The organism is Paraburkholderia rhizosphaerae, from assembly GCF_004366595.1.
GTDB classification, from domain to species: domain Bacteria; phylum Pseudomonadota; class Gammaproteobacteria; order Burkholderiales; family Burkholderiaceae; genus Paraburkholderia; species Paraburkholderia rhizosphaerae.
Genome location: NZ_SORE01000034.1, coordinates 1 through 15,260 on the forward strand (window position 1 = coordinate 1; position 15,260 = coordinate 15,260).

Consider the following 15,260-nt stretch of genomic DNA (forward strand, 5'->3'; position numbering starts at 1 on the left):
TGCCTGAGACGCCACCGTGCGTTTCTTCTTCATTGGCATATCCATGATTTTTATCGCTCATGATATGCCTCGCCCACGAAATCACGGATAGGTCCCCTCAGGGTCGATGACCCGTCGCGCGTGGACAGTTTTCAGCGCGCGAATATTACGAACCTCGTCATCACGCCCGAAGGAGAATTTCTCGTCTCAAACGTGAAGTTTGCTGCGCGTTTTGTACGTTCCGGGTAATGGCAACCAAACGACTGCTTTTGCGCGCTGATTCGATGTTCAGAAAGACGCATCGCCCGTCTGCGTTGGGTCGATGAGGGACGAAGTGCGGTCGTCAAGAATCGGCCACCTTCCGCCATTCGCCGGCGTGTCCCCAAGACACTCAAACGCCCGCTCCGGTAGCGGTAGCCGACATTCACGAGCATGTGGCAGGGCGCGCCGGTATGACGTCAAAGCCGTTCAACGGCTGCGGTTCATGGAAACATAGCAGGCACACTTGGAAGCGTGCCGCTGATTCATCGCACCTTGCTTCGTGCGTCTTGCCGATCCCTCTATAGCGGAAGGCTTTTTAATGTTCGATAACATTAGGACAACATAGAATTTGCGTCCCGATAGTTTCACGATGGGTCTCACGTCTCAATCACATATTCGCGCCCCGCTCCCCGTTGAAAGTGTCTATATTTGTTGGGAGATTTTTTGCCAGCTTTTCGAACTGTCGGTGGCATATCGCCGACGTCCCGCGCATTCCCGTTTCGACAGAAGTCGACCTGGCCTAAGGGGGAAATGGTGAAGCATAGGCAACTGAAAAGAATCCCGTTCGTACCGAGCAGGCGAATCCAATGCACAGCTTCGTCAGATATTCCAGTCCTATTGCCAATAACATCGTTCCTGAATGTCGCGATAAGGCAACCCGGCCAATTGCCGGGACTGGTTGCGCTGCCTCTCGCTACATGGCTTGCGCTGGAAGCCCCCCATTGCGCGCCCTCCTGCGATCTGGCTAGCCGACCTGGCCCGGCGCGCCGTGGCGGGCCGGCCACTCCAGGCCGGAGGCTTCACGCATCCGCGCTCATTCTGCTGAATCTCGCCGTGCTCGCCGCCCTGCAACCGTCGGAACGCGCGATGGCGCAGCCTCCCTGCCTTGACTCCACCGGCAACTTCGTTGCGGAGGAGGTCGATGGCTGCGGTGGCTATGGCGGCGGGGCCACGACGGGTAATACGCCGAGCACCGGCGGTGCCAGCAATCCGCTTGGAGCAGGCACGAACGGCGCTGGTGCTGCGACCACGAGCGGCGGTTCCAGCGGCGGAGGCGGCGCCGGCGCCGGAACCGCTGGTGGCACCGGTGGCGCCGGTGGCGGAACTGCCGGCGGTAGCGGCGGAAGCCAGGGTGCCATTGGCAGCAACGGCGGCCCCAACAGTGGTGGCGGCGGCGGCGGCGGCGGCGCCCATGGGGTCCTGCCGTCGTCACTGGAGAACCCCGCAGACGGCGTGATCGCCGGTGGTGCGGGCGGGAATGGTGGCAATGGTGGCGTGCCGAGCGGGACAGCGTCGATCGGCGGCGGTGGCGGTGGCGCCGGCGGCTATGGCGTCGTGATCAACAGTGGAGTCAGTTTCACCAACAATGGGCAGATCACCGGCGGAGCCGGCGGAGCCGGTGGGACCGGCGGGGTGACGGGAAGCGGCATTCAGGGTTCGGCTGGCGAGGGTGGCGACGGCGGTTTCGGTGTTTTCGTCAATCTCAACGCCACCGGAGTCGGGCTAACCAATACCGGCACGATCCAGGGAGGCCGCGGCGGAAACAGCGGAAACGGAAATTTTACGGAGGGCGGTAACGGCAGCGCCGGCATCAGGGCAACTGCGGTGAACGCCACCCCGATCAATACCTTCAGCATCGAGAACAGCGGCACGATTCGCGGCGGCAATGGCGGCGACGCATCCCTGCCGACGCCAGGCGCTATCACCATTGGCGGCAATGGCGGCGCTGGCATCAGCGGCTCCAGCCTCACCATCACCAACAACAGCGGCGGCACGATTCAAGGCGGCAATGGCGGCGCCACACTACGTGCCAGCAGCAGCGCCACAAGCAGCGGTGGAGTCGGGATCATCGGTGACAATCTGACAATCTATAACAGCGGGGACATTATTGGCGGGTTCACTGGCGGCAATCTGCCGGGCGGTATCAGTCCGTCGCAGGTTAATGCGATCACCTTTACCGGCGGCGCCAACTATCTCGAGCTGCGGCAGGGCTTCTCTATCGTGGGTAACGTCGTCGTCCAGTCGGGCGCATCAGGCACGCTGGCGCTCGGCGGCAGCGACAATGGAAGCTTCGGTGCGTCGAGCGTTGGCGCCCCTGCACAGTACCAGGGCTTCACTGAGTTCGTGAAAACTGGCTCCAGCGTCTGGACGCTTACCGGCACGCCTGTGCAGGCGGGGACACCGTGGACATTGCTCGGCGGTGAGCTGTCAGTCGCAAGCGGCGTTAGTCTCGGCACCCCAGCGAACAGCGGACTGACTTTCGACGGCGGCATCCTCCAGGTTACAGGCACAGGCTACATAGCGATCGAGCCTACGCGAGGGATTACCTGGGCCGCGAACGGTGGCGGGTTCGACGTCGCAGACGGTGCCAATGTATTCATGGTCTCCCAGAACCTCGAGAATGGCGGCCAGCTAACCAAGCTCGGCCCCGGCACACTGGTCTTGACCGGCAGCAACACCTATGTTGGCGATACGCTTCTTGGTGAAGGTACGATCAGCGTCGGCAACGACTCGGCGCTCGGCAATGCATCTCAGTCCACATTGAGGATGGCCAACGGGACGACGCTGTCCTTCACCAACGGCAACTTCACGGTCGGCAACCACATTGCTATCACCGGGACTGGCTACTTCACGCCACCCTCGGGCACAGTGCAGACGCTGTCAGGCACCATCTCCGACGGCGCCTCGGCTGGCACGCTCGCGATGCAGGCCACAGGTACGTTGGTGCTGGCTGCGGACAACAGCTACTCCGGTGGCACGACGATCTCCGCCGGCACGCTGCAGGTCGGCAATGGCGGGGCCGCCGGCACCATCGGCAGCGGACCGGTTCTCGACGATAGCGCGCTGGTCTTCCACCGCAGCGACGCCGTGATGGTTCCCAGCGCGATCACTGGCAGGGGAAGCCTCACGCAGGATGGGGTGAATGGCGGTACGGTGATACTGACTGGCGCGAACACCTACGCCGGTGGCACGACGATCGCCGCCGGCACGCTGCAGCTCGGCAATGGCGGAACCAGCGGAAGCATCGTGAACAATGTCACCGACAACGGCACGCTGGCCTTCAATCGCAGCGATACGGTGACCTTCCCCGGCGAGATTTCGGGCACGGGCGGTCTTTCGCAGACCGGCACCGGCACCACGATTCTGACCAACCGCAATCCCTACGGAGGCGGCACCACGGTCAGCGCCGGCACGCTCATCGTCGGCGACCCCGCACATCGGTCTGCAGCGCTGTCGGGAGGCGGGCCAATCACGGTGGCATCGGGCGCCACGCTGGGCGGCTTCGGCAGTGTCACGGGGGCGGTCACCAATGACGGTACGGTAGCGGCCGGCAACGGCACGCCAGGGTTTGGCACGTCACCGGCGGGCACCTTCACCGTCATCGGCAACCTGCTCAATCGAGGAACGGTCAACCTGGCTTCGGATCCGATCGTCGGCAACGTACTGGCAGTGTCGAATGGCAACTATGCCGGGGCTGGCGGTAGGATGAACATCAATACGGTGCTCGCGGGCGATAATTCTCCGTCGGACAAGTTGGTGATCATAGGTGGCAGCGCGACCGGCAATACGCTGGTGCATGTCACCAACGCCGGCGGCGCCGGTGCGCTGACCGTCGCGAACGGCATTCCGGTGGTGGAGGCGATCGATGGGGGAACCACCGCGGCCGGGGCCTTCGCGCTAGCTGGCGAGGTGCGCGGCGGGGCCTTTACCTACGATCTGTTCCGGGGCGGCCATCAGGGCAGCAACCCCTATGACTGGTTCCTGCGCTCGTCGTTCGAAGTCGGGCCGGAGCCGGAGCCACCTGTCGTCCACGAGGACGACATTTTCCCGATCGATCCGCCCCCGTCCGTGCTGCCTCCGGGCGAGTACCCGATCATCGGGCCGGAACTTGCTACCTACTCGGTGGTGCAGCCGCTAGCAAGGCAACTGGGCCTCACCATGCTCGGCACGATGCACGAGCGCATCGGCGACACGCTTACCGACGCGGGGGGCGGCACCGGCAGCGCAGGCATAGCCAAATCGACTTGGGTGCGGGTGTTCGGACAGCAGATCGACAATCACTACCAGACCTACACCGATGCGCGCGCCAATGGCCGGATGGTCGGCGTACAGGCTGGCGTCGATCTCTGGCGCGGCAGCTTTCTGCCCGGCCATCGCGATGCTGCCGGTGTCTATTTCGCGTACGGCAACAGCAATGTCGATGTAGACGGCCTGACCACCAATGCGGAGGCGAGCGCGTATGTATTGAGCCACACCGGTACGGTAAACCTCAACGCGTATTCGGGCGGTGCGTACTGGACTCACTATGGCCCCGGCGGATGGTATATCGACGCGATCCTGCAGGGCACCCACTACGACGGCGATGCGACGACACAGTTTGCACAGTTGCCAATTTCCGGTTCAGGGTTTGCGACGTCGCTGGAAGTAGGTTATCCGTTTCACCTGCCGCTTGGACCGGGCTTCGTGCTCGAGCCTCAGGCGCAGGTCATCTGGCAGCATGTCGGGTTGAGCGAGAATGATGACGGGCTGGGTTCGGTCGATCCTGGTTCGACATCAGGGGTGACTGGGCGGCTCGGGGTTCGTGGGCAGTGGAGCATCGAGCGCGCGAATGGGGAAGTGTGGCAGCCGTACGTGCGCGCCAATATCTGGCGGGACTGGGGCGCGCAGGCGAGCACGACTTACTCTGGGGTCGAGCAGGTACCACTCGCGCAGCAATTCACGCGGATGGACTTTGCCGCCGGCGTTACCGCGAAGCTCGACGCACGCATGAGCCTGTATGGCCAGTTCGGCTATCAGTTCTCGGTCAACAGTTCGGCGACCGGCAGCCGCAAGGGGGTTTGGGGCGACATTGGGCTGCGGTACCTGTGGTAACGCATTCTTCGCCAATTCTCAGAATGGGCAGCGATATACGCAGTGAGCTGAAAATCGCAATGCTCGGTACGTGCGGTTCGGTTTCGGACCGTCGATAATTCACTCGGGCAATTCCGCCGATCGGTCGCTGCGGGGTGTGTTGGCCGTGTTGGCCGCGTGGGCCGCGTCGGATGGCTGGCCACTGCCGTTCACATTAGCTTTCAATGGGGATTCCAATAACCGCTTCGCACCACAAAACCGATGCTCGCGCTCAGCGAGGTGGATGCCCGCAATGGGTCGCTTGTTGCCGATCACGACTCACGAGGTTGCAGGCGCGCATGCAAGGTGCAGGAGGCCGTACCCGGCCATTAAGAGACGCTCGACGCTATCCGTTTCACCTGCCACTTGGCCCGGCCTTCGTACTCGAACCCCAAGCGCAGGTCATCTGGCAGCATGTTGGCTTCAGCGAGGAAAACGACGGGCTGGGGTTGGTCGATCCGGGCGCCACGTCGGGTGTCACCGGGCGGCTCGGTGTGCGCGCCCAGCGGACCATCGAGGGCGCCAACGGACAGGTGTGGCAGCCGTACGTTCGCGCGAATCTCTGGCGGGATTGGGGCGCACGGGCGACGACGGTGTACTCGGGATCCGACCATGTCCCGCTCAGACAACAATTCACGCGAATGGACTTCGCCGCCGGGGTGACCGCGAAGGTCGCGGCGCGCCTGAGCCTCTACGGACAGCTCGGCTACGGTTTCACGATCACTGACTCCGTGAGCGGGAGCCGCAAGGGCGTCTGGGGCGACGTCGGCGCACGCTATGCCTCGCGACGGTCACCGGAGTTCCATTGGTCGTCGCGCGGCAGCTTTCGCTATAGCCACTCGAGATTCCACGTGTCAATCTGTTTGCGACAGACGCGCGCCTGCGCAAACCGCGCCATCCGTTGACGCATCGGCACTTGCGTTCTCGACGGTGCCTGGACTCGCCTCGATCGAGCAACGCTTGCTTTGGCCTTAATTGCTGCCGGCAGTCGCTGCGCTGGACCGGTAGCGCAGCAGATGATCCGTGCCGGACTCGGACAGCCAGACCTCTCCCGGCCGACCCATCATCTGACGTACGTTCGCGTGTGGCCGCGGCAGCGCAAATGTCTCGAATCGTTCGGTCCGTGGGTCAAAGCGCACCAGCGCATTGGCGCTCCATTCGCTGAGCCAGACGATATCCTTGTCGTCAACGAATATCGCATACGCATGCGGCTCGGAGCCCGGGAGTTTCCATTCGCGCCACCGGTGGGTCGCCGGGTCGAACGCTGCAACCTTTCCTGCGTTCCACTCGCTGACCCAGATGCGTCCTTTTGAATCGGACCATACCCGGCGCGCTCCCTGTCCCGGAGTGGGCGGCTCGATGACCTCCGCCGCGCCGCTCACCGGATCGATGCGGCCGAGGTAACTGCCGGCCAGCGAAGCGAAGTACAAGCTGCCGTCAACGGTGGCACAGATTCCATAGGCGCCCGGCCCGCGCGGTGCATTGAACACGCGCATGCTGCCGGTGCGCGGGTCAAGCTCACCGTAGATTCCGCCTTGCCCGGTAAACCAAAGGTGCCCGCGTTTATCGAAGACCGCCGTGTTCAGGTTGGCGTTCGGTCGGTCTTTGGGCAACGGGAAGCGCGCGACTGCGAGTGTTGTCGGATCGACGCGTACGATCGCGTTCAGCCCGCTATCGGTGATCCATGCTGCTCCATCGGGACCGATGATCACGCCGTGCGGTGCCGATCCCTTGCCGAGTGGGACCCGTTCGGTCTTGCCGGTGCGCGGGTCCAGCCTTCCGATTGCGCCTTGCGCCTGCGCCGTGTACCAGACTGGGCCGCCCGGGGCCGGCGCGACATCGTGTGGTGCGGTGCCGGCGGGCACAGCGAATGAGTCGAACGAAGCGGACTGAGCCTGCACCGAACCTACTACGGATGTCATACCAACAAGAACCGACACAAAATACCGGAAGAACCGGGATGCAATAACACCGCTCACCGTCGACAAAACCGCTGTATTTGCGATGTGAACCACGTTAGCCTCCGTGACAGCTCCACCGAGCTGTTTCCGGTGCAAGCCAGTTTGACGCAACGCAAATACTGTTCCGGTTCGTCTGAGCCAAGGGCCCGGCAACGTGCGCCAGCCATTGTATGAATGGCGAGCGCGAGGCCTCGATCACTTTCAGACTGAATCGATCAGATCAGGTTTCCTTAAGGTGTTGGCGTTACGCTGCGGCAGCATACGCGATGCCCGCGCAGCCCAACTGGATCCATTCTCACATGGTTGCCATATGCGCTTGTCTTCGTGCACGGTTAGCGCCGCGTTAAACCGTCCGGTTAATCGGAAGGAACATTTATCGCGGCAGGATGCTGCGCTGCGCCGAACCGTCGCCGAACTCGGTGCACGCCAGATGAGCGGGCCATGGACAAACGGTGTCGCCGACAACTACTGAAACTCCCGGAGCCCCCGGCACATCCGGCTGGCGAAAGCCGCGGTGGCCTCGCCAGGGTGCGCCGGGATTTTTTGCGCATGACGGCAAATTCTCTCGGCGTATCGATGGTGACGGCACTGCTTCCGCCTTGGGTCCGCGAAGCGCTCGCGATTCCCGCAAACAGATCGACCGGTACGATCGACGATGTCCAGCATATCGTGATCTTTACGCAGGAGAATCGCTCATTCGACCACTATTTCGGCAAACTGCGCGGCGTGCGCGGATTTAACGACCGGACCGCAATCAGATTGCCCAACGGTGACCCGGTATGGAAGCAGCCGACGGGCCGGAGCTACATCCTGCCATTCCATATAAGCACGTCGACCACTAGCGCGACCTGCGCGAAAGCGCCGTCGATGAGCTATCTGACCGACATCGCGATGTGGAACAAGGGACGTTGCAACGCGTGGAATACGGCGCGCTTGCCAGGACTCGGCATGAGTTACTTTTCACGCGACGATTTACGGTTCTACTATGCACTGGCCGACGCCTTCACGATTTGCGACCAGTACTATGCGTCGACGTTGACACCGACCAACCCGAACAGATTGTACCTGGTCAGTGGCAGTAGCGGTCTTTCCGCAGGCTTCGAACCAGCGCTCGACAATGCGGAACCGACCCGAGGGTACCAGTGGCAAACCGTCGGCGAAATGCTCGAGTCGGCCGGTGTAAGTTGGCGCGTGTATCAGCAACCCGACAACTTCGACGACAACGCCCTCGCGTTATTCCATAACTTCAAGTCGGCTCCGCCGGCCAGTGCGCTTTACAGGAAGGGCATGGCCACGGTCGACGATATCGCACAGGCCTTTGCATCTGATGCGAAGTCGGGCAGGCTACCGCAGGTCTCGTGGATTGTCGCGCCGGCGGCGTTGTCCGAGCACGCGAACTACCATCCGCAGGCTGGAGAGGACCTGAGCGCAAGATTGCTGGCCGCCCTGGCGGCAAACCCCGAGGTCTGGTCGCGGTCTGTGTTCCTTCTGAACTACGACGAGCCAGGAGGCTTCTTCGATCATGTGCCGCCGCCCACGCCGCCCGGGGGCGACGCGGAGGGAAAAACCACGGTCGCGACGGCTGGCGAGATCTATGACGGCCTACCGATCGGACTCGGATTTCGTGTCCCGATGACGGTGATATCACCATGGTCGAGAGGAGGCTACGTCTGTTCGGAAGTGTTCGATCACACGTCGGTCATCCGGTTTATCGAGCGACGGTTCCGGCTTCATTGCAAGAACATTAGCGCTTGGCGCCGTTCGATTTGCGGCGATCTGACGTCCGCGTTCAACTTCAATAAGCCTGAACCAGGCTGGCCCGCGTTACCCGACACGCGTGCCTATGTGGCGCGTGCCAATCTGCAATGCAGTTCACTGCCGACTCCCATGGTTCCAGCAGTCCAGTCCATGCCGAAACAGGAACCTGGCACGCGGCCTTCGCGGGCATTGCCGTATGAGTTTCATGCGAACGCGAGCGTGGATGCGGATACGGGTACGTTCACGCTTTCGCTAATCAACAGCGGAAAGACGGGGGCAGTGTTTTTCGCTTACGATCTCGAACCGGGCAGCCATTCACCGCGTCGCTATGCCCTCGATCCCGGCACGCAGCTTTCTGATAGTTGGACACAAGCTCAGCTGAACGACACGAAGTATTCGATCGCGTTGCATGGTGCGAATGGTTTCTTGCGGATCTTTCGCGGCGATTTCGCTGGAAAAAGGACCGTAAGGCCCGAAATCACAGTGACTTACGACGTCGCGAATAATGCGGTCTGCGTGACCATGCGCAATTCCGGCCAGGCAGGGTGCCGGTTTGCGGTCCGATCGAATGCCTATCGCACCGGTCAAAGCCAGTGGATGTTTTCGGTACCGGCGGGTGGCAACGTCAGCAAGAGTTGGCTCGTAGCCGCAAATGGAAACTGGTACGACTTCAGCGTGACGGTCGATACTCAGCCAGCGTTTCTGCGTCGCTTTGCCGGGCGCATCGAAAACGGACACGACCTCATTAGCGACCCGGCGGCAACATAGGCTTATGGAGGCGATCGTTCCTCTTTAACTGCCCATCAACCTGCGCGAGCGGTCTTGGTTGCAAGATAGATGCAGTGTCGGTAGGCGCGCTCGAGATTCTCCTCGTTCACCCAAGGGTAGCGCTCGACGAATAACTCATCAAAGCGCCCTTGCACCGAAGGAAGATCCATCGTCCCGCACAGTTGCAATGCTGTCTGCTGCCCAAAACGAACGGCCTCGATACAGACTTCATTTAACCTCTGAAGGTTCTGCTCGTCCAGCGATGGATGACGAGTCTTGAGCCGGCCCTGTATCGGGTTTAGCCAGTTATCGAAATCGAGCGCGATATCGAGCGCGCTGTTGAGCAGCGCATTCTGATTTTCGTTTCGATCTTGTCGATGCCAGAAAGAGCCGAAAATCTTCATGAAATCTCCTTCACAGACGCCGCGCCGCTGTCCGGCGTTATAGTTTCCGGCTTCCCCGCCGAGCTACGCGTTTCAACGGCGAGGGCGTGCGAGGCAGCGCGCGAGCACATCATCGAGCGCTGCGTTCGACTCCGGAAGCGAAATCCCGAACGAATCCCGCAGTACGGCTCGCAACTCGCCGACCTCAGTCAGTTGGCTGTGCGTGGGCTCGGGTGTGTAGGTGCTGAACTCGCCGTTGAACAACGAATATCGGGCGCCGCGGACAGCGCGCGACGCAAGCAGGTTATTCACAAAAAGCGAATCCCGATGGAAATTCACATAGAAATTGCCCAGTGTGTCGTCGGCGCTGAGCTGCGCGGTCAAGTCGAACTGGATGACCGGTGCCCATCTGTCGCGGAGGTCCGCCTGCAGCAAGAAGCCCCCTTCCTCCATGACATCGATCCGGAACCGTTCGTGCGGCGTCTGCTGCGCTTCGCGCACATCGAGCCGTAGCGGAGCCGTTAAAGTGAGGGTGCCGAAGCCGACATCGGCAATCCAGCGTTCTTGATCGATTTCCACCAGCGTCAGCGTATGCAGCCGTGCCGGCAGGACCGCGTTGGCCCATACGACCCGAGCTCCGAGTGCTCGCGTCTTGAAGCCAAGCGCATCGAGCACCGCCTTGAATACGGTGTTGTGCTCAAAACAGTATCCGCCTCGCCCTGCATTGACCAGCTTGCTTTGCGACGAGTTCAGATCGATCAGAACCTCCTCGCCAAGCAGTACCGACAGGTTCTCAAACGGGATCGCGTCGGGATGGAGCGCGTGCAATGCGTGAAGCGTTTCGAGCGTGGCCGTGCGAGGACCGGTGTATCCAATGCGTGAAAATAGGCGTCGAGATTGATCGTCATGGCGGCTGTCTGTCCGATTCATGTGAGTGCGGGAAACGGGAGCAACCGCGGTCACTTGAGGTCAACCGGGTGGTTGATGATCCCGCCGCCGGCGAAATCGGCGCTCGTGAAGATCGCTACTGTCGCGCTAGATAGATGCAGTCGGTATCCAACAAATGACCATGGTCGGGTTGCACTGTTTTGCTCGGCCAATTCTGAACGTTCGATGACGTGAATATAAGAATCAAGATCTCCGACTTTTGTGTGCACCAAGCCGTATTACGTGGTCTCGCGCGAAAGCGAGACACGCTTACCGAAGCCTGCGGCGCACACGCTAACGGCGCGCTTCCATTGCCATCCGAAGGGCCAGGCCCGTCAACACCGTTCCCATCATCCAGCGCTGCATCGCCAACCATCTGGGCCGGCGCGCAAGAAATCCGGCGATCGAACCCGCAGTCATCGCGATTAATGCGTTCACGGTGATACTCACAGCAATCTGTACGGAGCCGAGTGCAAGAGACTGGCCCAGCACGCTACCGTGCCGCGGATCGATAAACTGCGGCAGCAGCGAAAGATAAAGCACCGCGATTTTCGGATTCAACAGATTGGTCACGAAGCCCATCGTGAACAGCTTGCGCGGGCTGTCGGCGGGCAGGTCGCGCACCTGGAAAGCCGACCGTCCGCCCGGCTTCACCGCTTGCCACGCGAGCCACAGCAGATAAAGCGCACCGCCGAAGCGCAATGCGTCGTACGCAAACGGCACCGTCAGTAGCAGCGCGGTGATGCCAAGCGCCGCACACAACATATAGACGACGAAGCCGAGTGCGACGCCGCCGAGCGAGATCAACCCGGCGGTACGCCCTTGGCAAATCGAACGTGAGACCAGGTAAATCATGTTCGGGCCCGGCGTCAGCGCGATGCCCAGTGCGATAAGGCCGAAGGCAAGAAGAGACGTGTGTTCAGACATTGAATGACTCCATGACAACAAGATCGCGGTAATGCCCGCGCGCGCCGGCGGATCGAGGCTCCGGCCGACCGAAACCGACGTAAAGCGCGGTTCACGTTCTCTGATGGCGGTCCATCTCGCCGCGCCAGTTGTGCGAACCCGTTGATGCGCGTCGCGTCAATGCGGTGCCGGGCGAGACTGGATGAGTGATGCGATGCGCGCCCGGTAACGCGGCTTACTCGACTGGCGGAAAGTCGACGTCGGTGCCGTTGATACGGTTGAAGGTATTGGTGAAGATGCCGAGCGCCATGGTCAACGAGATTTCCGCCAATTGCGCATCGGTGTAGCCGGCCGCGCGGATGCTTTTAAACTCGTCGTCGCTGATCGTGCCGCGCGTGGTATGCAGGTGGGACACGAAGCGCACCAACGCATCGCGTTTGGCGTCGCCGGTGGGCTGCCCCGCGCGAACGGCACGCAACACATCGACCGGCAAACCTACCAGTTTGCCCACGAAGCTGTGCGCGGCGACACAAACGTCGCAACCGGTCTTCTCACTGACTAACAGCTTGATGATTTCGTGCTCCTGCCGGTTCAAGCCGCCCGAGTTCAAGGTGCCCTGGGCGTCGAGCACCGCACCCAGAGACGCCGGAACAAGGTAGCCCAACGCGGCGTACGTATTGGGGACGCGGTTACCGGAAATCTTCTTGACCCGCGCGTAGATATCAGCAGTGGCGCCGGTGGCGGACGTGACGTCGGGAATAGCGATACGGCTCATGGTGAAACCCTTCAAATAATGTGGCCGGGACTCATGAAAACGGACGCAGTGTCAGCTCGAGGCCCAGGACCACGAGGAAGAGGAGGAAGCAACGGCGGAAGGTTTTTGGACTGATCTTCTGCCGCACGATCGAGCCCAGCCACATTCCGATAAGCGCGGGGATGACAGCCAGCAGCGACAGACCGATCTGGTGAAGCCGGAACGCGCCATGGGCCAGCAGCCCTCCGGCGAGCGCAACCGTGGAGACGGTGAATGAAAGGCCAAGAGCCTGCACCACTTCGTCTTTCTGAAAACCCAGCGACTGCAAATAGGGCACCGCAGGAATCACGAACACGCCGGTGGCGCCGGTCACCACCCCGGTAACCATCCCGATTACGGGAGAAAGCCAGGGCTCGAGCCGGTTCGGGATCGAGACAGCCGGCGAGAACAGCGCATAGGCTGCATAGGCGATCAGCGCAAGTCCCAGCGTACGTCCGGACCACACTGGGTCGACGATGACCAGCAGTCGCGCGCCCAGAACGGTACCGATCACGATGCAGAGCATCATCGGCCATAGCCGCCGCATCAGGCGGAGCTTGTCTGGCCCGGCCAGCATTTGCCATACGTTGGTCGTGAGCGACGGGACTATCAGGATCGCTGCCGCCGCGACCGGCGATATGGCAGTTCCAAGCACGCCCATCGCAACTGTGGGCAGGCCCATTCCCGTCACGCCCTTAACCAGACCGGCTCCGAGAAACGTGGCAAGGAGCAGGCAGGACAATTCGATGGTTAGAGTGGTCATGCACGGTATTACGCCCGCAAGCGCAAAGCGGCACAATGCGGTTTTTCCGATATCACCTTCGGGTTGCCCGAAGGTAATCGGTCAGCGCCTCGGCTACACAGTCTGCGGTCCACCACCGAGATGCGTGAGCAGGCTTTGCATCGGCGCAGACAGTGTGTTCCATTGCTGGAAGCACAGGGAGAGGTGTCGGCGTGCCCAGTTGTCGCTGAGCGTGATCGTTCTGAACGGATATCTTCGCCGAAGGCGCTTCGCGACCGCCAGTGGAATAATCGCTACCCCCACTCCATGCGACACCATCTGGCACGATCCCTCGAAGGTCTTCATACGGATACGGAGTTTTAGCCTCTTGTGCAGATCGGCAGCGTGCTGGTTGATATGGTCCTGAAGCGCGCTGCCGGCCTCGAGGCCAATAAACCGCTCATCCGTGACATCGGCAAAGCAGACAGCCTTCGCTTCCGCGAGTCTGTGCGCAACAGGAACAATCAGGACGAGAGGGTCGCTAGCGACAGGCTGGATGGTGAGCCCTGTGGGCTTGACCGCATCCGATACCACACCCGCTTCGGCGAGGCCCGCGCCGATCATCTTCACAATCTCGGCACTCGTACGCTCTCTCAGATCGATGCTCAGGCGCGGACGCTGAGCCAGCCACGGCGCGAGTTTCTGTGGCAGGAGGCCCATCAACGCCGCCGTATTCGCGTACAGCAGCAACGTACCTCGCGCACCGGCGCCAAAGTCGCGCAGTTCTCCCTGCAACAGGCTGTGCTGTCGGAGTATCAGACGCGCATGGTGCGCTAACGCCTCGCCGGCCTCGGTGGTGACCACCCCGCTGCGGCTTCTTTCAAGCAGAACGACGCCGGCATCCGACTCGATGTTACTGATCCGCTCGCTTGCCGACGCCAGCGCGAGATTGGCCTGCCGGGCTCCGGCGGTAATGCTGCCGGCATCGACCACACACACGAACAGGCGCAGGTCTGCGAGATCGAATCTCATACATTCACCAGGACGGGTTCCTTCGGAAGACCCGAAGGAATGATCGGGAAAACCGCATTGTGCCGCTTTCTGGTGAGATATGTAATACCCACTATGAATACTCTGGCCATCGTCCCATGCATACTCCGACCATTGGTTTGATCGTCTTGCTCTTTGCTACGTTTCTTGGAGCCGGTGTTGTCAAAGGTGTGACTGGCATGGGCTTGCCGACGGTTGCCACGGGCCTGCTTGGGGTTGTCATGTCGCCGCTTACTGCTGCGGCGATTCTGATCATTCCGTCGTTCGTGACGAATGTTTGGCAAATACTGGTTGGGCCGGACAAATTCCGCCTGATGCGACGGCTGTGGCTCATGATGCTCTGCATCGTGATCAGTACCGTTCTGGGGACGCGACTGCTGGTCGTCGTCGATCCCGTCTTGTCGAGCCGTGCGTTGGGAATCGCGTTGATTGCCTACGCGGCCTATGCACTGTTTTCGCCGACGGTCTCAATCCCGAAACGGCTCGAGCCGTGGTTTTCGCCGATCGTCGGCGTTGTGAGCGGAGTGGTGACCGGCGCTACCGGCGTCTTCGTGATTCCGGCGGTGCCTTATTTGCAGTCGATAGGTCTTCAGAAAGATGAACTCGTGCAGGCGCTTGGTCTTTCGTTCACCGTGTCCACGATTGCGCTCGCGGGAGGGCTGCTGGCGCATGGCGCGTTTCGACTCGACCAGCTCGGCGTGTCGGTGCTGTCTGTCATTCCCGCTCTCGCGGGAATGTGGTTGGGCTCGATCGTGCGGCAGCGGATCAGTCCGAAAACCTTCCGCCGTTGCTTTCTCCTGATACTCATCGTGCTGGGTCTCGAACTCACGCTGCATCTGTTCTCCTGAGTTATCCATTGAGCT

The 15,260-nt window shown here is 61.3% G+C and carries 11 protein-coding genes; 4 read left to right on the plus strand and 7 right to left on the minus strand.

Annotated features, from left to right (window positions below; all coding sequences use genetic code 11):
* The first annotated feature begins 1,107 nt into the window (after nt 1-1,107).
* Both BX592_RS34680 and BX592_RS30000 read left to right on the plus strand, forming a co-directional pair.
* Nucleotides 1,108-5,112, plus strand: coding sequence for an autotransporter outer membrane beta-barrel domain-containing protein (locus BX592_RS34680; protein WP_134196924.1), 4,005 nt, complete (start codon nt 1,108-1,110; stop codon nt 5,110-5,112).
* A gap of 317 nt (nt 5,113-5,429) precedes the next feature.
* Nucleotides 5,430-6,035 (plus strand): autotransporter outer membrane beta-barrel domain-containing protein, encoded by a 606-nt coding sequence (locus BX592_RS30000; protein ID WP_243849801.1) that lies wholly within the window; start codon nt 5,430-5,432, stop codon nt 6,033-6,035.
* 66 nt (nt 6,036-6,101) lie between these two features.
* On the opposite strand, the gene BX592_RS30005 is transcribed toward BX592_RS30000, so the two are convergent.
* On the minus strand, nt 6,102-7,052 hold the full coding sequence (locus BX592_RS30005; RefSeq protein ID WP_243849802.1) for a Vgb family protein: 951 nt from the start codon (nt 7,050-7,052) through the stop codon (nt 6,102-6,104).
* Between the two features lie 567 nt (nt 7,053-7,619).
* On the opposite strand from BX592_RS30005, the gene BX592_RS30010 reads away from it, so the two are divergent.
* Nucleotides 7,620-9,617 carry a phosphocholine-specific phospholipase C gene (locus BX592_RS30010; protein WP_279589216.1) on the plus strand — a complete coding sequence of 666 codons (1,998 nt, stop codon included), beginning with the start codon at nt 7,620-7,622 and terminating at the stop codon, nt 9,615-9,617.
* A gap of 35 nt (nt 9,618-9,652) precedes the next feature.
* On the opposite strand, the gene BX592_RS30015 is transcribed toward BX592_RS30010, so the two are convergent.
* The 6 genes from BX592_RS30015 to BX592_RS30040 all read right to left on the minus strand — a co-directional run bounded on the left by BX592_RS30015 (nt 9,653) and on the right by BX592_RS30040 (nt 14,379).
* Nucleotides 9,653-10,021: a hypothetical protein gene (locus BX592_RS30015; protein ID WP_134196927.1), complete on the minus strand. Its 369-nt coding sequence runs from the start codon at nt 10,019-10,021 to the stop codon at nt 9,653-9,655.
* Nucleotides 10,022-10,093: 72 nt separating this feature from the next.
* A complete protein-coding gene (locus BX592_RS30020; RefSeq protein ID WP_134196928.1) occupies nt 10,094-10,930 on the minus strand; it encodes an arylamine N-acetyltransferase family protein in 837 nt (278 codons plus the stop codon).
* Between the two features lie 291 nt (nt 10,931-11,221).
* Nucleotides 11,222-11,854 (minus strand): LysE family translocator, encoded by a 633-nt coding sequence (locus BX592_RS30025; protein WP_134196929.1) that lies wholly within the window; start codon nt 11,852-11,854, stop codon nt 11,222-11,224.
* A gap of 214 nt (nt 11,855-12,068) precedes the next feature.
* Nucleotides 12,069-12,608 carry a carboxymuconolactone decarboxylase family protein gene (locus BX592_RS30030; protein WP_134196930.1) on the minus strand — a complete coding sequence of 180 codons (540 nt, stop codon included), beginning with the start codon at nt 12,606-12,608 and terminating at the stop codon, nt 12,069-12,071.
* Nucleotides 12,609-12,639: 31 nt separating this feature from the next.
* The gene (locus BX592_RS30035; protein ID WP_134196931.1) at nt 12,640-13,389 is read right to left on the minus strand and encodes a sulfite exporter TauE/SafE family protein; all 750 of its coding nucleotides are present in this window, start codon (nt 13,387-13,389) and stop codon (nt 12,640-12,642) included.
* A gap of 93 nt (nt 13,390-13,482) precedes the next feature.
* Complete coding sequence (locus BX592_RS30040) at nt 13,483-14,379, minus strand: LysR family transcriptional regulator (RefSeq protein WP_134196932.1); 897 nt, start codon at nt 14,377-14,379, stop codon at nt 13,483-13,485.
* 116 nt (nt 14,380-14,495) lie between these two features.
* Between BX592_RS30040 and BX592_RS30045 the strand changes: the two genes are divergently transcribed.
* Nucleotides 14,496-15,245 carry a sulfite exporter TauE/SafE family protein gene (locus BX592_RS30045; protein ID WP_134196933.1) on the plus strand — a complete coding sequence of 250 codons (750 nt, stop codon included), beginning with the start codon at nt 14,496-14,498 and terminating at the stop codon, nt 15,243-15,245.
* The last annotated feature ends 15 nt before the right edge of the window (nt 15,246-15,260 follow it).